The organism is Micromonospora sp. LOL_014 (genome assembly GCF_048060245.1).
Taxonomy (GTDB): Bacteria; Actinomycetota; Actinomycetes; order Mycobacteriales; family Micromonosporaceae; genus Micromonospora_E.
This window is the reverse complement of record NZ_JBHMIP010000012.1, coordinates 96,150-116,075: the sequence shown is the minus strand read 5'-3', so window position 1 is coordinate 116,075 and position 19,926 is coordinate 96,150. Positions and strand designations below refer to the sequence as shown.

Here is a 19,926-nt window from a genome sequence, read left to right as displayed (position 1 = left end):
CCAGGTCCCCCCGGATCAGATCATCTCTGGGATTGCGCTCACCATCTCTAACCAGCGGATGCGGATCCCGCCGGGCCGACGTCGGCGGACTCTGCCGGATCCTGAGTCGCAGCAGCCGGAGTGTCCCCGTACGGTGGGACGTGGCGTAGCGCGACCGCAGCGAGAACCGCCAGCCCGATCGACAGAATCGCGCTGAGCAGGGACACGGTGACGAAGCCACTGGCGTAGGCGTCGCGGGCCGGGGCGAGCAGATCCGGGAAGGAACCGGACGTCACCAGGGCGGTGTTCACGCTGTCCAGCACCGTCACATGCAGGTCGGACGGCACCGCTGCCGGCATGTCACGGGCCAGCTCGGCGCGGTACGTGGCCGTGACGACGCTGCCCAGCAGGCCGATTCCGGTCGCCAGACCCAGTTCCGTCGCCGTCTCGGAGGTCCCGGAGGCGATCCCCGCCTGTCGCGGTGGCACCGACCCGACCACGAGGTCCACTCCGAGACCGGCCGGCAGGCCGTTGCCGAACATGGCCAGTGACCAGCCGATCACCAGAACCGGCAGCGCGCCCGTGCCGTCGAGTCGGGTGAGCAGGGCGTAGCCGGCCGCAGCGATCACCAACCCGCCCGCGATCACGAATCCCGGTCGGATCCGACGCGCGAGTACCGGCGCCGTCAGCGATCCGACGATCATGGCCGCCGTCGACGGGATCAACCACACGCCGGCCCACAGCGGCGACAGCCCTTGGACCAGTTGCAGGAACTGCGTCACCGCCAACGTCGTACCGCCGAGCACGACTCCGCCGACGACCAGGACGGCGAGAGCCGGCGGCACCGCCCGGTGCCGGAAGATGCCGAGGTCGAGCAGCGCGTCGTCGCGACGGCGTTGTCGTGCCACGAAGCCGACGGCGATCCCGGCCCCGGCCGCCACCGCCAGCCAGGCCACCAGCGACGACCCGGTCCGCGCGAGTTCCTTGCCGCCGTAGACCGCCAGCAGCACCGCGGCCAGGGCCAGCAGCACGCTCGGCGGGTCCGGCCGCGCGGCCTGCCGGTGACGCTGCTCCGGCAGCAGGACGGGGCCAGCGACCAGCAGGATCGCCATCACCGGTACGCCGATGAGGAACACCGACCCCCACCAGAAGAACTCCAGCAGCACGCCACCGACCAGCGGACCCAACGCGGTACCCGCGATGAAGCAGCTCATCCAGACGGCGACGGCCAACGCCCGCTGACTCGGGTCGCGGAACATGGTGCTCAGCAACGCCAGCGTCGACGGCATCAGGGTCGCCCCGGCCACGCCCAGCAGTGCCCGGGCGACGATCAACCATTCCGCGCTCGGGGCGAACGCGGCGGCGACCGACGCGGCTGCGAAGACGGCCGCCCCCGCCAGCAGCAGCCGGCGGCGTCCCACCCGGTCACCGATCGCACCCATGGTCAGCAGGAACCCGGCGATCATGAAACCGTAGATGTCGACGATCCACAGCTGCTGCTCGGCGCTTGCCGAGAGGTCGACGCTGATCCTCGGCAAAGCGAGGAACAACACGCTCAGATCCAACGCGAGCAGCAGTGTCGGCAACGCGAGCACCGCCAGCCCGAGCCACGCACGTCTGGACGCCGTACCGGTCGAGCCGGTGTCTGCCATCTCCGCCCCCTGGTCACGGTGCCGCCACGGTCTGCAGTCAGTGGTCGTGTTCAGTGGTCGTGTTCAGTGGTCGTGTTCAGTGGTCGTGTTCGATGATCGCCACGGTCAACAGCTCGCCGAGCACCGCAGCCGTCGCGCCCGGGTCGTCGGTGAGAAAGAAGTGGCCGCCGTCCATCGGGCGCAGCGTGAACGTGGACCGCGTGTACTCCCGCCAGCCGGCCGCCGCCGGCTCCGTGGTCAGCGGATCGGACCTGCCGATCAGCACTGCCAGCGGGACGGACAGCGGGTGCCGCCCAGACGGCGCCCGGTAGCTCGCGGCCAGCGCCAGATCGGCGCGTAGGGCAGGCAGGAACTGCTGCCGCAGGAGCGTGCCACCGGCCCGCGCGGGTAGCCCGCCGAGCTGGCCGATGACGCCGAGCAACTGCTCGTCGTCGAGGTCGGCCAGCGGCGGTCCGGCCGGCGGCGCGTGCGGCGGGTGCCGTGCGGCGGCCACCACGATCTCGGGCCGTCGCACGGTGCCGGCCATGTCGAGGGCGATCGCCAGCTCGTACGCCAGCAACGCTCCCAGGCTGTGTCCGAGAACCGCGTACGGCTCTCCGTCCAGGTGGTGGCGGGCCTGCTCGAGCAGGTCCCGGCGCAGCCCCGGCCAGCGGGCGTGGGTCGGTTCGCGCCAGCGACGGCCACGGCCGGGCAGGTCGAGCGCGACGACACTGACCCGGTCCAGTCTCCGTGCCAGGGCGCGGGACAGCCGGCTGCCGGATCCGCCGGCATGCCCCAGACAGAGCAACTTCATCTACTTGTGCCCCATCTGATGGATCGACAGCGCACGGATCCGGTGCGGCCGCTCGGCCCGGACCAGCTGACGGAGCAACGCGCGCCGCGCCTGCGCCACGGCGTCCGCTCCGGTGTCCCGCAGGTAGAGATCCAGATCGAAGCGGGTGCCCTGCTCGGTGCCGTACGAGCGGGTGACCGAGGTGACGACGTTGGGCAGGGAGTTCGCGATCCGCCGGACCGAGGCCAGCGACACTTTCATCCCACCGCTGATGACGAAGTCGCTCAGCCGGCCCCGGAAGAAGAGGTAGCCCTCGTCGTCGAGAGTGAACAGATCCCCGGTCGCGATCTGGTCCGGACCCACCAGGCACGCGCCCGCCCGGCCCTCCGCCACGCCGATCCCGCGCCGCAGGACAGTGTCGGAGGTGACCAGCAGCTCACCGACTCCGTCGGGGCCGACGTTGCGCAGGGACACCTGTACCCCGGACAACGCCCGACCGACCGAGGCGAGCCGGTGCGCCGGTTCCAGATGCGCGGCCAGAGTGCTCACCCGCGGCCCGGCCTCGGTCAGCCCGTAGGTCAGGTAGAGCTCGAGCCCTGCCCGCCGGCCGAGCAGGGTCTCGGCCGCCGCCGGCTCGATGGACTCGCCGCCGACGCTGAGCATGCGCAGCGTCGGCGGCGGTCGCCAGTCTCCCCGCAACAGGTGGCGCACCATGAACGGCGTCAGCGACGAGCTGGTGATCTGGTGTCGCGCCAGCGCCTCGGTGTATCCGCGCGGGGAGAACGGCGGACCGGTGATCACCAGCCGCGCTCCGGTCTGCAGGCTCGCCATGGCCTGCGCCACCAGCGCGTACGAGAAATTCAGCGGCAGGTTGACCAGCACGCTGTCGCTGTCGCGCAGCCCGACCGAGGCGGCGTGCCGGGCTCCGTTGCGCAGCAACGACGACCACCGGTGCAGGCACCCGCTGGCCGCGCCCGAGGTGCCGGAGGTCAGGATCACCACGTCGCCGGGGGTGTGCCGGTGCGGCTCGATCCCGGACAGCCGCAGCAGACACAGTGGTCCGAGCCGGGTCACGTCGGTGTACTCGAGTTGCGGAATCCGGGCGAGGGTAAGCAGGGTGCGGGCGCCGAACCGCTCGGCGATCTCGCGGATCCGGGCAGCGGGCGTGCCCGGGGCGAGCAGCGCGGGCACGGCCCCGGCGAACAGCACTCCGTAGAAGCACCGCAGCAGGGCCGTCCCGTTCGTGCTCTCGATCAGCACGATCTCGCCGGGTTCGACGCCGGCCGGCTCGAGCCCGTCCACGATCAGCTCGTCGAGCCGCTCGGCACTGTACTCCGGCGTCAGGTCGACCGCGTGCGCCAGATGCGCCCGGACGTCGTCGATGGTCACTGGAAACGCTGACGAGACAGGCATCGTCCTCACCTGGACCGATCCTGGAAGACCCAGCTGTGGACGCTGTGTGTCCCGGCTGGATGGCGTTCGTGTTCGCTCAGGACCGCATATTGGCACGCACCGCTGGACAGCCAGCCGCAGAGCAAGGCGGTCGCCACCGGCCGGGCCGCGCCAGGTGGCATGGACAGCATCAGGCTCGGACCACGCAGCCGGTGCTCGATGCAGGCCAGACCGGCGATCGAGCCCGGGTTGGCGGCCGCGAACCGCATCGGCGACACCCGTCCCCGTCCCGCCCCGGCGGCGACCAGCCCCATCGTCGGTCGGGTGGCGTACTCACTGACCGCCAGCACGCCGGTGTCCCGGCCGCTGCCGACGACCACCCGGCCGGCGTCGCGCAGTGCCTCGGCGACCGTGTCGGCGACCAGCCACGCCACCGGGTCGGCGTACCCGGACGCGGTCCGCCGTGACCTGGTCGGCAGCGGTACCGCCCGGTGCACGCCGTGGCCGACGACCTCGAGCGGGATGGTCTCAGTGCGCAGCACCGGTGGTCCCTTCGAACACGAGACTGGTGTTGAAGCCGCCGAACCCGAGAGTCAGGCTGACGCCGAGCCCGCTGGATATCCCGCGCGGCACGCCGGCCGGCACCGGCAGGTCCGACAGCGGCGGTACGCCCTGACCGAGCCCGACGACCGGCGGCACCTGCCCGCTCTGCAACGCCTTGATCAACGCAACCGCCTCGATCGCGCCGGTCGCCCCAAGCGTGTGTCCGAAAGCGCCCTTGGTCGCGAAGACGACCGGCCGCCGATCGCCCGTGGCGAAGACGCGGTCCAGGCTGGCCGCCTCGACCGTGTCGTTGACCGGGGTGCCGGAACCATGCGCGTTGATCACCGAAACGTCGTCAGGGTCCGCCCCGGCGGCCGCCAGCGACCGGGAAAGTGCCAGGACGACACCGTCGCCGGAGACGTCGGGGGCGGTCAGCCCGGCCGCGTCGTTGGCCGCACCGGCGCCACGGAACGTCGCGTGGACCTCGGCGCCACGGCGCCGGGCAGCGGCCGCCGTTTCCAGCACGACCGCCGCCGCGCCCTCGCCGAGCAGGGTCCCGTCGCAGGAGGGGTCGAAGGAACGCAGCGTACTGGGCGACATGGTGCCCAGCGCGGAGTGACCCAACCGCTTGGCCTCGGTCAGGATGTCGACGCCGGCACACACGCAGGTGTCGGCCTCGCCGGCCTGGACGAGAGCGGCACCGGCGGCGATCACGTCCGCGCCCGACGAGCACGCGGTGGACAGCGAGACCGGTGACCGGCGTAGCCCGACCTGCGCCGCCGTCTCGGCGGCCCACTGGTGCAGGCCCGGCACGTCGTCGTCGAGGTGGGCGCCGTAGCTGGTGCCGGCGACCAGCAACTGCTCACCGGCGTCGAGCCGGGCGTCGGTCAACGCCCGGGTGACGGTGCGCACGGCGAGTCGTACCTGGCGTCGGTCCGGCGGCGAACTGTCCGGTGGTCCAGGCAGCGCCGCGGCCCGCAGGTTGCGCAACGGGTACGGCGACGACACCGGCCGCAGTCCGCTGTCGCCGGCGAGCAGACGCCGCCAGACGGCGTCGAGTTCGCTACCCAACGCTGTCGACCACGCCATGCCGGTGACCACGACGGTGCGGTTCACCACAGTTGACGCCCCAGTTCGGCGACCTTCGTGCGCACCAGCGAGCCGCGGAACGCGGCTACCGGTCGTTGGTCGACCGACGCCCGGCAGGAGAAGTGGAACGAGGTGCCGTAGAGCCGGTCGCACCGCACGTCGAACACCACCTGGTCGCCGGGTACGACGACCCGCATGAACCGGCTCTGGGAGCTGCCGATCAGCGTCAGTTCGTCGTCGGCGAGCGGGCTGGTACTCAGCTGGTAGAGGATGATGCCGGACTGGGCGAAGGCCTGCATGAGGTGGCTGCCGGGGAACACCGCCCGCTCCGGGAAGTGCCCGGCGATGCTGTCCATCGTGCCGGAGACCGACATCAGGCTGCGCAGATGCGAACCCGCCCGATAGTCGAGCACCCGGTCGATGTAGATCATCGGATGCCGGTGCCGCAGCCACTGCTTGAGTTCGGTGAAGCCCAACGAGGTGTCGGTCTGCTCATCAGCCATCTGGATCTCCGTTCAGGCAGTCCCGCAGCGCCGCGCGCAACGGGTCGGGTAGAGCGGTAGCAGCGCCGTCGCTCCGACGGGTGACACAGATCCGCAGGCTGCCGTCGGCGAGCAGGTCCCCGCCGCGGACGCCGCCCGACTCCCGGTGCACGGCACCGGCGATCTGGCAGTAGGCGCCCCCGAGGCGCTGCACCCGGACGGCGATCCGCAACGGATCGGGGAACTTCGCCGGCGCCCGGTAGCGCACCTGCAGCTCGGTCACCGTCAGATCCAGCCCCGCATCGACCAGCGCGCCCACGCCCACACCGAGTCGCTCCAGGTTGTCGAGCAACGCGGTTTCCAGCAGCGAGGCGTAGCGGCTGAAGTGGACGACCCCGCCCGCGTCGGTGTCGACGTGCTCGACCCGGCGCCGGACGTCGTGCAACCCGTTCACGGCTGGCTCTTCAGGAAGGCACGGGACCCGTCGGCGATGCGGCCGATCATCTCGTCCACGTCGAGCGCGGTGGTGATCAGTGGCGGCGCTATGCGCATCGTGGGGAACACGTAGCGCAGACCGTTGGTCCGCCGGCCGGCGCCGGCCATGAACTCCACGTACACACCTGCCTGGATGACGTGTGCGCGCAGCTCACGCAGCCGGGCCGCGGCCCGCTCGGTCAGTTCGACGCCGTGCATGACGCCGGTCCCCCGCACGTCCTGGTACAACGCCGGGAACTGATCCAGCAGCTCACGGCGCAACAGCGCGGTGAGCTGCTGGCCCAGGGACTCGGCGTGCGTCACCAGCTTCTCGGCCGCCATCACCTCGAGACCGCCGCGTACCACCGCGCAGGCCAGTGGACGCAGATCGGAGGTCGCCACCGCTCCGGAGGACCGGACGGTCAGCGAGCGCCGAGCGATGACCATGGACAGGGAGAACGCCCCCATGCCGATGCTCTTGCCGATGACCGTGACATCGGTCGGCACCGGCCCGAGTTCGTCGGCCATGGCGAAGAACCTGCCGGTCTTGGCGAAGGTGAGCACTTCATCGGCGATCAGCAGCGCACCGTTTCGCTGGCAGCGTTCGCTCAGGTCACGCAGGTAGCCCGGCGGCGGCACGAGGATGCCCGCGTCGCCCTGGACCGGCTCCACGACGACGCCCAGAATCCGGTGGCCGTTGGCGTCGAAGAACTCGGCGAGCGCCTCCGGCTCCCCGAACGGCAGGTGGACGACGCTGACTCCGTACGGACCGGTGGTGTCCAGCTGGGGCAGCCCGGTGCGGTAGTGGCGGCGGTTCAGCATCGGCACCAGACCGCTGGTCCAGCCGTGCCAGGCGCCTTGGAACCCCACGATCAGGTCCCGCTGCGCCCGGCCCTGCGCCGGCCGCAACGTGTGGCGGTCGAACCGGGACTCGAGCATCAGGCGCAGCGCCAGTTCCATCCCTTCCGAGCCGGAGTTGCGGGCGCTGACGTGGTACTCGCCGTAGGGGAAGTGGTCGGTCCACAGCCCGTCGGGGCCGAGCGTCTCCTGCAGCAGGCGGGCCCGCTCGAGCGAGCCGATCTCGTCCGTCGCCTGACCGGCCTGCCGGACGCCGTGGTCGAGCGCCGCCCGGATGGCCTCGTGTCCGGCGCCCAGGCAGGCGCTGGCGTAGGAGCCGCTGGCATCCAGCACCGGGTGGGCCCGTCCGGCGTCCGGTCCGTCGAGCAGCGCGAGCCGGGCCCGGTTGCCGGCACCGCTGAGCACCGCGTACGGCAGCCGACCGCCCTGGTAGTGGTCGAGATGGAGGTCCTGTCCCCGGCGCAGGAGCTCCAGCTCCGCGGCGGTGATCCGGTCACCGGTCACGACTGCCCCTGCGCAAGCCGCCGGACGAGTGCCGCCACCGACTGCACGCTGTGGAAGTTCTCCGGCGAGAAATCCTCATCGGATATCTTTACGCCGAACATGTCCTCGCACTGGACACGAAGTTCCACGAACGCCAGAGAATCCAAACCGTGAACGGCCCGCAGGCTGTCCCCCACGCCAATCTGGTCCGGCGACGACTCGACCATGATCTCGGAATTCAGGATCCGCCGGATGCCGTCTTCGATTTCCATAGAACCTCTCCATCTCCGACAAGCTCTCCCGTGCCGCATATTGCCATCACCATCGTGCGCGCCCTTCTGCCGACTGGCATCTCCCGTCGTGCGCCGCCGCCATCCGGCCAATCAGGATGGGCAGGGGAAACCAGAAAGGCGACGGCCGTGCCATCCAGGACGCGAGCGTCCTTGGGTGGCACGGCCGTCGCCTGGCCGGTGGTCGTCGGCAATCGGGCCGGACCGGCGCTGCCGCTACCGCACGACCGCGAACCGGAAGTGGGTCACCTCCGGTGTGTCGACGACAGCGAGCCGCTCTAGCTCGATCATCCCGGCGTCGCCGCCGAAGAGCGGGATGCCGCCGGTGAGCACCACCGGACGCACCGCGAGCCGGATCTCGTCGACCAGGTCTGCGGCAAGGCACTGCTGGGCGATGCTGGCACCACCGCCGACCACGACGTTGCGCTCGCCTGCGGCGGCGCGGGCCAGCCGGACCGCGTCCGGCACCCCGGTCGAGACAAAGGTGAAGCTGGTGTCGCCCTTGGGCCGGCTGTCCGGCTCGCTGTGGGAGACGATGAAGTGATCGACCTGGAACGGGTTCTCGGCGAACCCGTCCTGACTCGCGCCCATGTCGTAGGTGCGCCGCCCCATCACGAGTGCGCCGGTGCTCTTGATCTGCTCCTCGATCACCGCCTGGTTCACCTCGGACGGGATGAAGAACCAGTCGTGCAGGCCGCCGGGCTCATCGTTGGCTCCGGCGACACACCCATTGATCGACACCGTCATGTCGAGGATGACTTTTCCCATGATACCTCCAGATAGTTGCTTCAACCGGTCAACCATGACTTAACTTCGTGTATACGACCTAACGTACCACGCCAATGTGTTCGCCGCGCCGGCGTTCCACCGCGACCCACGATGACCCGGAGGCACCGGACAAGCGCATTCTCGGAGTCGCGACAGAAACATGCATCGCGCCACAATCGATCGGTGTCGGGGATCGGGCCCGCACCCTCGAAAGCCAGATCTGCAACCACGAAGGGAGACCGTCGGTGCGATGGGACGATGTATTCATCAACGCGGTTGCGGCGTCTCTGGGACGTAGGGAGAGCACCGCTGCGGCGGTCGCTGACGGCCGCTACGACGCAGACGAGATGAAGGCGAGCGGATTCCTCTCCGTCAGCGTCTCGGAAACCGTTCCTCCGGTCGATCTGGCGGTCAAGGCAGGACGGCTGGCAATGGACAGGGCGGGCCTGCCGGCCGATCGATTCACCATCGTCACCCATTCCAGTGTCGCGTTTCAAGGCCTCGACGACTTCGCTCCGGCGGCCTACGTCCAACGCCGGACCACCGGCGGGCGCGCCAACGCGGTGGAGATTCGGCAGGCGTCCAACGGGGGCCTCACAGCGCTGGAGCTGGCCGCCGGCCACCTGTCCGCCGGCCCACCGGCGGCAGCCGCGCTGCTGACGACCAGCGACGTATTCGCGCCCCCCGGCTACGACCGGTACGGCACCAGCGGCACGCTCAACGGCGACGGCGGCACCGCCCTCGTGCTGGCCCGGGGCGGTGGTGTGGCACGTCTGCTCAGCACGGTGTCGGTCGCCGACACCACCCATGAGGGACTGCAGCGTGGTGCCGAGCCGTGGACGAACGTCAACGGGGGCAACGGCTGGCCGATCGACACTGACGCCCGCGTCGCGGGATACGTCGAACAGCACGGCCCGGAGATCTTCGTCGAACTCGTGCGATCGATCTTCACCGCCGAACGCGAGTCGGTCGTCGGCGCGTTGACGCAAGCCGGGCTCGGGGCCGACGACATCGACTGGTGGGTCTTTCCCAACATGGGACTGTCGCTCACCGACTGGGACGCCCGCGCGTCGATCGGGGTCGACCAGGCCCGCAGCACCTGGGAATGGGGGCGGCGCACCGGTCACCTCGGTGCCGGCGACCAGTTCGCCGGGCTGGCCCACCTGATCGAGTCCGGCGCCGCCCGCCCCGGGCAGCGGATCCTGCTGCACGGCGCGGGCACCGGCTTCACCTTCGCCTCGGCCGTGGTGGAGATCCTCACCCAGCCGCAGTGGCCGGCAAGCGCCGGCTGACCGGGCGCGGGAACCGCGCCGAGAAGGGAGACCGACGTGCTGACCCGTGACCGGTTCATCACCATCGTGCGTGACGAGCTCAAGCTGCCGCTGACCGATCCCGACCTTGAGCAGGCGTTCGACCAGCCGATCAGGTGGCGGAGCGTGCAGCGGGTGCGCCTCTACGCCGCCCTGGAGAAGGAGACCGGGCGGCGGATACCGGTAGGACGGCTGTTCGAGGAACAGACGGTCGCCGGCATCTACCAACTGTTCGTCGCGACGGACACGACGGCAAAGGAGTCCGAGACGTGACATCAGGCCAGACCATGTACGAGTGGTTCGCCGCGTCGGCGCGTCGTCATCCGACGAACCTGGCGCTGCGGGCGGACGGTGTGGATCTGACGTACGGCCAGCTCGCGACCGCCGTCGCCGCGCTGGCGGAGCGGCTCGTCCGACACGACGCCGCAGCGCCGCCCCGGGCGATCGGCCTGCTGGGCTCCCGTACGGCGGGGACGTACATCGGATACCTGGCCGCGATGCGACTCGGCGTACCGGTGGTGCCGCTGAACCCGGAGGCCCCGGCCGCCCGGCACGAACGCATCATCACGATGGCCAGCGTCGACCTGCTGCTGCACACGCCCAGCGACCACGACCAGGCCCGCCAGCTGGCGGGCCACAGCCGGATCCGCAGCTGGCAGGTCGACGACGATCCCCGGGACCTGCCGATCCGTACCGCGGACGAGCTCGCCACGGCCGGTCCCGGCCTCGACGATCTCGCCTACGTCGTGTTCACCTCGGGGTCGACCGGCACCCCCAAGGGCGTCCCTGTCCGGCATCGCAACGTCGCCCCCTGGCTGTCCTACGTAGTCGAATACTTCGACGCCGGCCCGGACTGCCGGATCTCGCAGACGTCGGACCTGTCCTGGGACCTGTCGGTCTTCAACGTCTTCGTCGCCTGGGGCTCCGGCGGCGCCGTCGTGGTGCCGGCACGGACCGACCTGCTGGCACCGGCCCGGCACATCAACGAGGACGGAATCACCCACTGGTTCTCCACACCGGCCTCAATCAACATGGCCCGCTGGCTCGGCGACCTCGTCCCGGGCCGCATGCCCTCGCTGCGCTGGAGTCTGTTCGGTGGGGAGCCGCTCACCGTCGACAACGCGCAGGCCTGGCGGGAGGCGGCGCCGAACAGCGCCATCGCCAACGTCTACGGCCCCACGGAGACCACCGTCACCTGCCTCACCTACCGGTTGCCGGACGACCCGGCGGACTGGCCGGTCGTGGCGTTCGGCGCCGTCCCGCTCGGTCCGTCGTACCCCACCGTGGAGTGCGCGGTCATAAACGACCTGGGCCGGCCCGACGCCGAGGGCGAACTGCTGGTCCGTGGCCCACAACGTTTCGACGGTTACCTCGACCCGGCAGACAACGACGGCCGCTTCGTCGTCTGGGACGGTCAGGCGTTCCGGCCGGACACCAGCGCAAACCTCACGCCGGCGCACTGGTACCGCACCGGTGACCGGGTCCGGCTCGAGCACGGTCGGTACGCCTACCTGGGCCGGCTCGACAACCAGGTCAAGGTCAACGGCTACCGGATCGAGCCCGGCGAGATCGAGGCGGTGATGCGGCGCTGCGCGAGCGTCAACGACGCCGTCGTGGTCGCCTGCACGGCGGATGACGGCACCGTCGAACTCGCCGGGTTCTACGTCAGTGAGCGCCCCTGCCGGGACGCGCTCCAGACGCACCTGGAATCCCATCTGCCCCCCTACATGATCCCCCGGTGGCTGAGCTGGATGAGCACGCTGCCGCTGAATCTCAACGGCAAGGTCGACCGCAAGCGGTTGGCGCAGGAAGCGCTCCACCTGACCGAGGCCTGACCGGAGTCGGCCTCGACCCCGACGACCCGACCACCGGGCCCGGACGAGGGTCGGGTGGCGGCACGGTCGTGCCGCCACCCGCCCTCGTCCGGGCCCGCGCCGGTCAGCCGCGCCCGGCAGGGCTGCCGTCGGTGGCGGGAACGGAGACGGCGACCGGGTCACCGCCGTCGGACCCGGGCCCGGACGGCCCGCCCGGCGGCGCAGCGCCGTGTGCCGCGGCGTCGCCACCGGCCTTCGCGTGGCGCAGGGCCACCAGGGCGACGACCGCCAGTAGCAGGAACAGCGCGGAGCCGACGACCGCTGCGGCGTTGAGGCCGGCGGTGAAGGCGGTGTGGGCCGCGGTGAGCAGCTGGTCGGCCACACCGGTCGGCAGTTCGCTCGCCACACTGGTGGCACCGGTGACGCTCTCCCGGGCGGTGTCCGCCGCAGCGTCGGGTACGCCAGCGGGCACGGTGTCGCTGATCCGGTCGCGGTAGACGGCAGCACCGATGCTGCCCATCACCGCGATACCGATCGCGATGCCCAGATGGTTGGCGGTCTCGGACAACGACGCCGCCGACCCGGCCCGTTCCGGCGGCGCGGATCCGACGACCAGGTCGGTGCCGAGCGCGCCCATCGGGCCCGCACCGAAGAAAGCCAGGACGAAGCCGGCGACCAGTAGCGGCAGGCCGCCGCTCGCGCCAACCTGGGTGAGCAAGAGGTAACCGATCGACGTCACGACCAGCCCGGCCGCGATCGGGTAGGCCGGGCGGACCTTCTGCGCCAGGGCCGGTGCCATCATCGAGCCGACGATGATCGCCAGCGTGGACGGCACCAGCCACAGGCCGGCACGCAACGGCGAGAGGCCCTCGACCGTCTGCAGGTAGAGGCTGACCAGGAGGTAGATGCCACCGGTGGTCACCGAGCCGAACATCAGAATGGTCAGCGCCGCGCTGAAGCTGCGGCTGCGGAACAGTCGCAGGTCGACGAGCGGATTGGCGACCCGACCCTGGCGGAGGACGAAGATCGTTCCGAAGACGATACCGATCACGACGGCGAGGACTGCCGCCAGGCCGGCACCGTGCTGCGCGAACTCCTTGACGCCGTAGATCACCGGCAGGATGGCGGCCAACGACAGCAGTACGCTCGGCAGGTCGAGCCGGCCGGCGTCCGGGTCACGGTACTCCGGCAGCAGGATCGGCCCGAGGACGAGCAGCAACACCATCACCGGGGCTCCCATCAGGAACACCGAGCCCCACCAGAAGGCCTCCAGCAGCGCGCCGCCGACCACCGGGCCGAGCGCACCGCCGACCATCAGGCAGCTGAACCAGACGGCGATGGCGACACCACGCTGCCTGGCGTCGTGAAACACGTTGCTGATCAACGCGAGAGTGGACGGCATGAGGGTGGCGCCGGCGATCCCCATCAGGGTCCGGGTGGCGATCAACATCTCCGCCGTCTGTGAGTATGCCGCGACGACGGTCGCGACCCCGAAGGCCGCCGCGCCGATCATCAGGAGCCGGCGCCGCCCGATGCGGTCCCCCAGCGTACCCATGGTGATTAGGAAGCCCGCGAGCATGAACCCGTAGATGTCGAGAATCCACAGCGCCTGCGTGCTGTCCGCGCCGAGGTCGGCGCTCAGGTGCGGCAAGGCCAGGTACAGCACGCTCTGGTCCAGTGAGAGCAGCAGCGTCGGCAACGCGAGTACGGCGAGCCCGAGCCACTCCCGTCCGGTCGCCCGCTGGCCAGGGCCGCTGGTAGCGGTGTCCTGCATGGCAGATCCTTCCACGTCGATCTTGGTCTCCACGTCGAATCTGGTCACCCGTACAGACCAGCCGGCCGGGGCAAACTCATCGGTGAACGGCCGGTCATCCTGGGTGAATCCGCGAAAGGGCTGTCGGGATCGTGCGGTTGGGCGCGCCATCGGGACCGCTGGTGGACCTTGGTCGCCTACACTCGACGTGGTCAGCAGGGAAGGGATGGCCATGACGATGACGAAGGCCCTCGTCACCGAGGCCCCGGTGACCCAGACCCCCGGGACGAAGGTCGCCGTCCCGGCGGACTTTCCATCCCTGTCCGCTCCGTTCCGCCGTGAGTTGTTCGTCCACTGCTACCGGATGCTCGGCTCTGTGCAGGACGCCGAGGATCTCGTCCAGGAGACCTACCTGCGCGCCTGGCGGAGCTGGACCGGCTTCGAGGGTCGCGCGTCGCTGCGCACCTGGCTCTACCGCATCGCCACCACCGCCTGCCTGACCGCGTTGGAGAGCCGGGAACGGCGACCGTTGCCGGTCGGGCTGGGCTCGCCGGCGGCGGACCCGGCCGACTCCCTGGACCGCCGCCCCGGCCTCAGCTGGTTGGAACCGGTCCCGGACCATCTGCTTCAGGCCGACTGGAACGATCCGGCGACGATCGTGACGAGCCGGGAGAGCGTCCGGCTCGCCTTCGTCGCGGCCTTGCAGCACCTGCCGCCGCGGCAACGCGCGGTTCTCATCCTGCGGGACGTCCTGCAGTGGCGGGCGGCGGAGGTCGCCGAATCGCTGGGCATCACCACCACCGCCGTCAACAGCATGCTCCAGCGTGCCCGGACCAGCATCAACCAGCTGGCGCCCTCGCCGGACACCACCGTCGAGCCGAGCGCACCCGAACAGCGCCAGCTGGTCGAGCGCTACGTCCGCGCGTTCGAGTCCAAGGACATCTCGGCCCTGGTCGAGTTGTTCACCGCCGACGCGGTCTGGGAGATGCCGCCGTACGTCGGCTGGTACCGGGGCGGCGACCAGATCGTCCAGCATCTGGCGGCACGTTGCCTGTCCGGGCCGGGTCCGGTACGGCTGGTGCCCGCCTCGGCCAACGGACAGCGTGCCTTCGGCACCTACCTGCCCGACCCGGCACACGGTGGCTACCGGCTGGTGAATCTCCAGGTCCTGACACTGGCGCAGGCGAGCATCACGCATGTCACCGCCTTCGCAGACCCGCCGATGTTCGCCGCGTTCCACCTGCCCCAACGGTTACCCGCCTGAGGTCGCCCACCTCGGCTACGGCCGAGGCGGGCGACCCGGCTCCGGCTGGCGGGACGGTCAGTTCGCCTGGCCGGCACCGACTGAAACCCGGCGCAGACCCCACGGCGGTCTGCGCAGCCTGCCTGACGTCGAGCAGCGCGAGCAGGACCGGTGGGTCGAGACTGGCCATCGGGGCGAGCGTCGCGTCGACGGGAACCGGCGCGTCCGGGTACACCGCGACCGGCCCGCCGCTGCCGACCCAGGTGGGGCCGTCGCCGCCGGTATCGTCGTCGGCCACCCAGTACGCGAAGAGATACCAGACCCCGGTGGGCACCGGCTCGAGCCGGTAGGGGCCGGGCCGGTCGAGCACCGCGCACTGCGCTGGCCGCCCCTGCGGTATCCGGTCCGGAAACAGTCCGACGAAGACCTTGCCCTGTCGACCGTGCTCCTCGGTGCGGATCTCGCCGTACACCGAACCGGTGGAACGGCAGGCCAGGATGTACCGATCGGCGGTGGGCACATCGTTGGTGAAGCCACCGAGACGGCGATAGGCGGTCGGAGACAGCCCGACGCTACGCGAGAACCTGGAGCTGAAAGTCCCGACGCTGGCATAGCCGACCTGAATGCTGATGTCGGCGACCCTGAGGGAGGTCGATAGGAGCAGATGCTTGGCGCGTTGCAGGCGAAGCGCGGACAGAAATCTCCCGGGTGAGACACCTGTCACCCGTTGAAATGCTCTGGAGAAGTGGAACTTGCTGAACAGCGCAGCTCGCGCCATGTCATCGACCGTCAGTTGCTCACCAAGGTTCTCTTGCATGTACTCGATTACCCGCTCTGCCGCCTTCTCGATTGCTTCTCCCACCGCGACTCCCCATCTGCCTCGCGACGACAAAATATCCCGAATGACGACCAAGAAGGACGCAGGAAAGATAGCTCCTGACTCATCCTTCCACGAGAAGTTCAGAAACATCACCGAAGAAACAGGGGTAACTGGTCCGATTTCGGCTGCCGGCCGGCGCAGCCAAGATCGATACTAGCCCATCAACAGCAACGAAGCAACGATTACTCGATCGATTGATCACGATGAGTAACCGAGGCACTTAAAGGCCGACGTCACCAGACGCATTCACAACAGGCCAGATCTAGCTGGTGGATATCCCCACTACCCATAAAATGGTTGACGGAGCAAACAATTGTATTGCACGGTTCGCAACCAGTGTTTCACACCAGACCGATCGGACAAAACGTCTTCATGTTGACGCAATGAACGACTTCGGTCGCCACCCAAAGAGCATGACAGGCACAAATATCTCCAAACGAGGACCAGTGAACGGAAGGAGTGATCGAGCGTGACAGGGTCCACCATCACCCGGAAGCAGCATCGATCACTCCCCGTCTTCACACTCCGCAGCGACCTTCAAATCAACCTTAGGTCACATTTAGTAACTGCAAGTTGCGCTTAAGGCAATCCCGAAGAAGACCTTCTCGGCACCATAGCCACCATATCTGACATAAGCCGCCAGACACTGCTAACGGATATAGATATTAAGTCGGATTAGCGCAGCGCCTTTCTGGACCAATCCAGGCATGCAACAAGTAGGCCCTCGGTCCGGACGTATGGAAGACTGGCCAATATCACTGCCCCTCTACGCCACGGAGCTCGATGCGCATCTCAGAACTGAGCCAGCAAAGTGGGCTCCCGGTCGCCACCATCAAGTTCTACCTACGGGAGGGTCTGCTGCCGCCAGGCAAACGTACGGCCCGCAACCAGGCAGACTATGGCAACGAACACCTCAGCCGGCTGTACCTCATTTCTACGCTGACGGTTGTGGGCCGACTTCCCCTCTCCGCAGTCCGGCAGATCACCGCTGCCGTCGATGACCGGGGCACCAAACTCGATGGACTGTGTCGTGTCATCAACAACGCGCTCGTTCCACTGGACCAGGAGGAGAAGGCCGGTGCGATAGGAACGACAGTGCGCAAGCAAGTCGACGCCTTTGTCGACGGCCTGGACTGGAGCGTCGAGCCGGGCGCACCAGGTCGGTCCACCCTGACTCAGGTGCTGACCGCGCTACGCCTGCTCGGCTGGGAGGACGACGTCGACGTGTTCACCCCGTACCAACAGGCCGCCGCGCAGATCGCCAGTCGGGAACTCGACACCATCCCGGTCGACGCCGACGACGAGCAGGCCGCCGTGATGCTGGTCGCCCGGACCGTACTCTTCGAGGTCGCCTGGTGCACTCTTCGCGGTATGGCACATGAGCACATCATCGCCAATCGACTTAACGAATCCAGCAAAACGGACGAATGTCCCTGAATCTCCGACCGCACGCGAGCGAGGAGCAGCCATGTTGGTGGTGATCACCGGCGGCACCGGGTATCTCGGCGCCCACTCGGTCGCGGCGGTCCGAAGGGCCGGTCACCAGGTACGCCTGCTGGTCCGCGACCCGGCCCGACTGGCGACGGCGCTGCAGCCACTCGGCGTCGACCCGGCGGACGTGGAACACGTAACCGGGGACATCTCGGATCCCGGCGCCGTACGCCGAGCGGTCACCGGCGCCGACGCATTGCTGCACGCGGCCGGCTCCTACAGCTTCGACAGCCGACGTCACGCGACGATGCGGGCCGCCAATGTGACCGGCACCGCCGTCGTCCTCGGCGAGGCCCGCAGGGCCGGTCTGGAACCGATCGTCCACGTGTCGACGTTCGGGGCGCTGTTGCCCGCCGACTCGGCGACCATCTCCGCGGACGCCCCGGTTGGCCACCCACGGGAGACATACCTGCGGAGCAAGGCCGAGGCGGACTCGATCGCCCGCAGCCACCAGGCGGACGGCGCTCCCGTGATCATCACCTATCCGCTGGCCACGCTCGGCCCGTACGATCCACACGTCGGCGACCAGGTCGGCCGGCTACGTGCCACGCTGCTCGGCCTGATGCCGATGTGGCCCGACGGCGGGTTCCCGATCGGGGACGTCCGGGACGTCGCCCGGCTGCACGCCGCCGTACTCACCGCAGACAGCGTGCCCCGGCGGTTGCTCGCCTGCGGGCGATACGTGTCCACCCGGGAGTACCGGGCGGCACTTCGCGCGGTCACCGGCCGACGCCTACCGTCGGTCACCCTGCCCGCCGCCGGCATGCTGCCGGTCGGACGGTTGGCCACGGCCGCGCAGCGGATGGTCCCGGTGCACATCCCGGCGGAGTACGGAGCGATCTACACCTGTCGGATCGCCAGCGGCGTCCAGGTCAACAACACTGCCGCCGAGAGCCTGCTCGGCGATCCCGGCATCCCCCTCGCCCGTACCCTGACCGAGACGGTCCGCTGGCTGCACCGGACCGGCCGGCTAACCGCCCGGCAGGCCGGACGAGCCGCAGGTTGACCCGGCCCGCCCGGTGCCGGCACAGACCGCAGCCGGCTCAGACCGCAGCCGGCGGCGGCAGCGAGGTGGCGGCCCAGCCGCCGACGCGACGCGCGGCCTGCAGACTGGCCCACGACGTGAGCGCGATCATAGCCGCGTCGTCGGCCCCCGAGCTGCGGTAGGCCGCGACGACCTCGTCGTCGACCTGGTACGACGCGAACGCGGCGAGCGCCGCGAGCCGGCCCGCCGGGCGGTCGCCGGCCGGCAGCCCCGCGACGAGGTCCTGGATCCACCGACGGCTCAGGCCGGGGTGCTGGCCGTGCCAGCCGGACACCCGGTCCACGATCAGGTCCCGTACGGTGACCGGCACCGCGCGGCGGCCGGCGTCCTCGATGGCGGCGACGGCACGGGCGAGCGCGTCCGCGATGTCGGCCCGGCCCGCCGTCCAGGCAAGATCCGCCTGCGGCGCCGCCGCAGGCAGCAGCGCGTCGTCAGCACCGCCGGGCAGGCGCGCCGCGGCAAGGCGCATGACCCGGCCGAGCCCACGCCGGATGGCTCGACGCACCATCGGCGGCGCGCCGACGGGCATCGGTGACTCCCGTAGGAAGATGTTGACCATCCGGTTGAGCAGGTGGAAGGTCACCACCACCCCGACGTACTCGGCGGCGGCGTCGGCGGGCACCGGGAGCGGGGCCGACGCCGCGCCGGGTCCGGTGGTGTCCCGTGCCCAGCGGGCGAGCCGGCGCAACCGGCCTGGTGGCAGCTCGTCGAGCCGGCCCTGGCTGATCAACATGGCGGCCCGGCCGCCGCCCAGCCCGCCGAGCACCGAGCTGTGCACCTCGACGCAGTACGGGCACTGGTTGCCGAGCGAGACGGCGGCGGCCACCGACTCCTTCTCCGCCCGGGGTGCCACACCGGGCCGTACCAGGGTGGCCCGCAGCATCGCCCACGCCGCCGCCAGTACGGTGGGGTTCGGCGAGTGCAGCACCAGTGGTGGCGCCAGGATGCCGAACTCCCGGTCGATCTGGCGGTACGTGTCGGCGACCAGTCCCTGGGCGGCGGTACGGGCCACGGGCGACACGTACCGCACCTCGGCCAGCGACCGTTCGACGCCGCTGCGGATGAGCCAGCCGCGCATGTGCTACCTCCTCGTCTCGGCCAACTCCGCCGGGGGCGGCCCTCGTACGATCGGCAGATGCTCGGCCGCATGTACGACAGCCAGACCTGTCCGGTAGCGAGAGCGCTGGAAGTCGTTGGTGAGCGTTGGACGATCCTGATCGTCCGGGACGCGCTGTTCGGCACGACGCGGTTCGACGACTTCCGGGCCAACCTCGGCGTGGCTCGCAACGTGCTGTCGAACCGGTTGCAGACGCTCGTCGAGGCGGACGTGCTCGACCGGGTCGCCTATCAGCAACGGCCACCGCGCTACGAGTACCAGTTGACCGAGCGGGGCCGCGCGCTGGCACCGGTGGTCATGTCGTTGATGGACTGGGGAACGCAGCAGCTCGGTGCCGACGGGCCGGGCCGGGCGCTGACGCACCACGGCTGCGGCGGCCGGGCCCAGGTACAGGTCGGCTGCAGCCGGTGCGCCGAACGGCTGGACAGTCGACAGATCGACACTCGCCCGACGGGCCGGCCGACGCCGGACCGGTGACCGGTCGGCGTGAC

At 69.9% G+C, this 19,926-nt stretch carries 20 protein-coding genes; 7 read left to right on the top strand and 13 right to left on the bottom strand.

Features of this window, described 5'->3' with window-relative positions:
- Positions 1-47: 47 nt before the first annotated feature.
- The 10 genes from ACFHW1_RS13180 to ACFHW1_RS13135 all read right to left on the bottom strand — a co-directional run bounded on the left by ACFHW1_RS13180 (position 48) and on the right by ACFHW1_RS13135 (position 8,782).
- Positions 48-1,631: an MFS transporter gene (locus ACFHW1_RS13180; protein ID WP_416552654.1), complete on the bottom strand. Its 1,584-nt coding sequence runs from the start codon at positions 1,629-1,631 to the stop codon at positions 48-50.
- 76 nt (positions 1,632-1,707) lie between these two features.
- A complete protein-coding gene (locus ACFHW1_RS13175) occupies positions 1,708-2,424 on the bottom strand; it encodes a thioesterase II family protein (protein WP_416552652.1) in 717 nt (238 codons plus the stop codon).
- Entirely contained in the window at positions 2,425-3,816 is a 1,392-nt protein-coding gene (locus ACFHW1_RS13170; protein ID WP_416552650.1) for a class I adenylate-forming enzyme family protein, read from the bottom strand.
- Between the two features lie 5 nt (positions 3,817-3,821).
- Entirely contained in the window at positions 3,822-4,337 is a 516-nt protein-coding gene (locus ACFHW1_RS13165) for a beta-ketoacyl synthase N-terminal-like domain-containing protein (protein ID WP_416552648.1), read from the bottom strand.
- Entirely contained in the window at positions 4,324-5,454 is a 1,131-nt protein-coding gene (locus ACFHW1_RS13160) for a beta-ketoacyl synthase N-terminal-like domain-containing protein (protein WP_416552646.1), read from the bottom strand. Before ACFHW1_RS13160 ends, ACFHW1_RS13165 begins: the two co-directional genes overlap by 14 nt.
- On the bottom strand, positions 5,451-5,930 hold the full coding sequence (locus ACFHW1_RS13155; RefSeq protein WP_416552644.1) for a 3-hydroxyacyl-ACP dehydratase FabZ family protein: 480 nt from the start codon (positions 5,928-5,930) through the stop codon (positions 5,451-5,453). The genes ACFHW1_RS13160 and ACFHW1_RS13155 overlap by 4 nt, the downstream gene beginning before the upstream one ends.
- A complete protein-coding gene (locus ACFHW1_RS13150; RefSeq protein ID WP_416552642.1) occupies positions 5,923-6,363 on the bottom strand; it encodes an acyl-CoA thioesterase in 441 nt (146 codons plus the stop codon). Before ACFHW1_RS13150 ends, ACFHW1_RS13155 begins: the two co-directional genes overlap by 8 nt.
- Positions 6,360-7,745, bottom strand: coding sequence for an aminotransferase class III-fold pyridoxal phosphate-dependent enzyme (locus tag ACFHW1_RS13145; protein ID WP_416552640.1), 1,386 nt, complete (start codon positions 7,743-7,745; stop codon positions 6,360-6,362). The genes ACFHW1_RS13150 and ACFHW1_RS13145 overlap by 4 nt, the downstream gene beginning before the upstream one ends.
- Entirely contained in the window at positions 7,742-7,996 is a 255-nt protein-coding gene (locus ACFHW1_RS13140; protein WP_416552638.1) for an acyl carrier protein, read from the bottom strand. The genes ACFHW1_RS13145 and ACFHW1_RS13140 overlap by 4 nt, the downstream gene beginning before the upstream one ends.
- A gap of 234 nt (positions 7,997-8,230) precedes the next feature.
- On the bottom strand, positions 8,231-8,782 hold the full coding sequence (locus tag ACFHW1_RS13135) for a dihydrofolate reductase family protein (RefSeq protein WP_416552636.1): 552 nt from the start codon (positions 8,780-8,782) through the stop codon (positions 8,231-8,233).
- 245 nt (positions 8,783-9,027) lie between these two features.
- Here ACFHW1_RS13135 and ACFHW1_RS13130 point away from each other — a divergent pair, with 245 nt between their 5' ends.
- The 3 genes from ACFHW1_RS13130 to ACFHW1_RS13120 are packed head-to-tail and all read left to right on the top strand — an operon-like array spanning position 9,028 to position 11,927.
- The gene (locus ACFHW1_RS13130; protein ID WP_416552634.1) at positions 9,028-10,074 is read left to right on the top strand and encodes a ketoacyl-ACP synthase III family protein; all 1,047 of its coding nucleotides are present in this window, start codon (positions 9,028-9,030) and stop codon (positions 10,072-10,074) included.
- Positions 10,075-10,110: 36 nt separating this feature from the next.
- Positions 10,111-10,365, top strand: a complete 255-nt coding sequence (locus ACFHW1_RS13125; RefSeq protein WP_416552632.1) for an acyl carrier protein — start codon at positions 10,111-10,113, stop codon at positions 10,363-10,365.
- Positions 10,362-11,927 (top strand): amino acid adenylation domain-containing protein, encoded by a 1,566-nt coding sequence (locus ACFHW1_RS13120; protein ID WP_416615489.1) that lies wholly within the window; start codon positions 10,362-10,364, stop codon positions 11,925-11,927. The genes ACFHW1_RS13125 and ACFHW1_RS13120 overlap by 4 nt, the downstream gene beginning before the upstream one ends.
- Before the next feature lie 103 nt (positions 11,928-12,030).
- Here ACFHW1_RS13120 and ACFHW1_RS13115 read toward each other — a convergent pair whose 3' ends face one another.
- Entirely contained in the window at positions 12,031-13,680 is a 1,650-nt protein-coding gene (locus ACFHW1_RS13115; protein ID WP_416552766.1) for an MFS transporter, read from the bottom strand.
- Positions 13,681-13,897: 217 nt separating this feature from the next.
- Here ACFHW1_RS13115 and ACFHW1_RS13110 point away from each other — a divergent pair, with 217 nt between their 5' ends.
- Positions 13,898-14,923 carry a sigma-70 family RNA polymerase sigma factor gene (locus ACFHW1_RS13110; RefSeq protein WP_416552764.1) on the top strand — a complete coding sequence of 342 codons (1,026 nt, stop codon included), beginning with the start codon at positions 13,898-13,900 and terminating at the stop codon, positions 14,921-14,923.
- On the opposite strand, the gene ACFHW1_RS13105 is transcribed toward ACFHW1_RS13110, so the two are convergent.
- Positions 14,859-15,764, bottom strand: a complete 906-nt coding sequence (locus ACFHW1_RS13105) for a helix-turn-helix domain-containing protein (protein WP_416552628.1) — start codon at positions 15,762-15,764, stop codon at positions 14,859-14,861. The genes ACFHW1_RS13110 and ACFHW1_RS13105 overlap by 65 nt on opposite strands.
- Before the next feature lie 801 nt (positions 15,765-16,565).
- Here ACFHW1_RS13105 and ACFHW1_RS13100 point away from each other — a divergent pair.
- A complete protein-coding gene (locus tag ACFHW1_RS13100) occupies positions 16,566-17,219 on the top strand; it encodes a MerR family transcriptional regulator (protein ID WP_416552626.1) in 654 nt (217 codons plus the stop codon).
- A gap of 31 nt (positions 17,220-17,250) precedes the next feature.
- Positions 17,251-18,279, top strand: a complete 1,029-nt coding sequence (locus ACFHW1_RS13095) for an NAD-dependent epimerase/dehydratase family protein (protein WP_416552624.1) — start codon at positions 17,251-17,253, stop codon at positions 18,277-18,279.
- Positions 18,280-18,316: 37 nt separating this feature from the next.
- Here ACFHW1_RS13095 and ACFHW1_RS13090 read toward each other — a convergent pair whose 3' ends face one another.
- Entirely contained in the window at positions 18,317-19,396 is a 1,080-nt protein-coding gene (locus tag ACFHW1_RS13090) for a carboxymuconolactone decarboxylase family protein (protein ID WP_416552623.1), read from the bottom strand.
- Between the two features lie 57 nt (positions 19,397-19,453).
- On the opposite strand from ACFHW1_RS13090, the gene ACFHW1_RS13085 reads away from it, so the two are divergent.
- Positions 19,454-19,912: a winged helix-turn-helix transcriptional regulator gene (locus ACFHW1_RS13085; RefSeq protein WP_416615487.1), complete on the top strand. Its 459-nt coding sequence runs from the start codon at positions 19,454-19,456 to the stop codon at positions 19,910-19,912.
- Positions 19,913-19,926: the final 14 nt, after the last annotated feature.

Excerpts from the sequence above, each read along its gene's own strand:
- ACFHW1_RS13180 (WP_416552654.1), bottom strand. The coding sequence starts at position 1,631 with ATGGCAGACACCGGCTCGACCGGTACGGCGTCCAGACGTGCGTGGCTC.
- ACFHW1_RS13175 (WP_416552652.1), bottom strand. The coding sequence starts at position 2,424 with ATGAAGTTGCTCTGTCTGGGGCATGCCGGCGGATCCGGCAGCCGGCTG.
- ACFHW1_RS13170 (WP_416552650.1), bottom strand. The coding sequence starts at position 3,816 with ATGCCTGTCTCGTCAGCGTTTCCAGTGACCATCGACGACGTCCGGGCG.
- ACFHW1_RS13155 (WP_416552644.1), bottom strand. The coding sequence starts at position 5,930 with ATGGCTGATGAGCAGACCGACACCTCGTTGGGCTTCACCGAACTCAAG.
- ACFHW1_RS13140 (WP_416552638.1), bottom strand. The coding sequence starts at position 7,996 with ATGGAAATCGAAGACGGCATCCGGCGGATCCTGAATTCCGAGATCATG.
- ACFHW1_RS13135 (WP_416552636.1), bottom strand. The coding sequence starts at position 8,782 with ATGGGAAAAGTCATCCTCGACATGACGGTGTCGATCAATGGGTGTGTC.
- ACFHW1_RS13115 (WP_416552766.1), bottom strand. The coding sequence starts at position 13,680 with ATGCAGGACACCGCTACCAGCGGCCCTGGCCAGCGGGCGACCGGACGG.
- ACFHW1_RS13110 (WP_416552764.1), top strand. The coding sequence starts at position 13,898 with ATGACGAAGGCCCTCGTCACCGAGGCCCCGGTGACCCAGACCCCCGGG.
- ACFHW1_RS13100 (WP_416552626.1), top strand. The coding sequence starts at position 16,566 with ATGCGCATCTCAGAACTGAGCCAGCAAAGTGGGCTCCCGGTCGCCACC.
- ACFHW1_RS13095 (WP_416552624.1), top strand. The coding sequence starts at position 17,251 with ATGTTGGTGGTGATCACCGGCGGCACCGGGTATCTCGGCGCCCACTCG.
- ACFHW1_RS13090 (WP_416552623.1), bottom strand. The coding sequence starts at position 19,396 with ATGCGCGGCTGGCTCATCCGCAGCGGCGTCGAACGGTCGCTGGCCGAG.
- ACFHW1_RS13085 (WP_416615487.1), top strand. The coding sequence starts at position 19,454 with ATGCTCGGCCGCATGTACGACAGCCAGACCTGTCCGGTAGCGAGAGCG.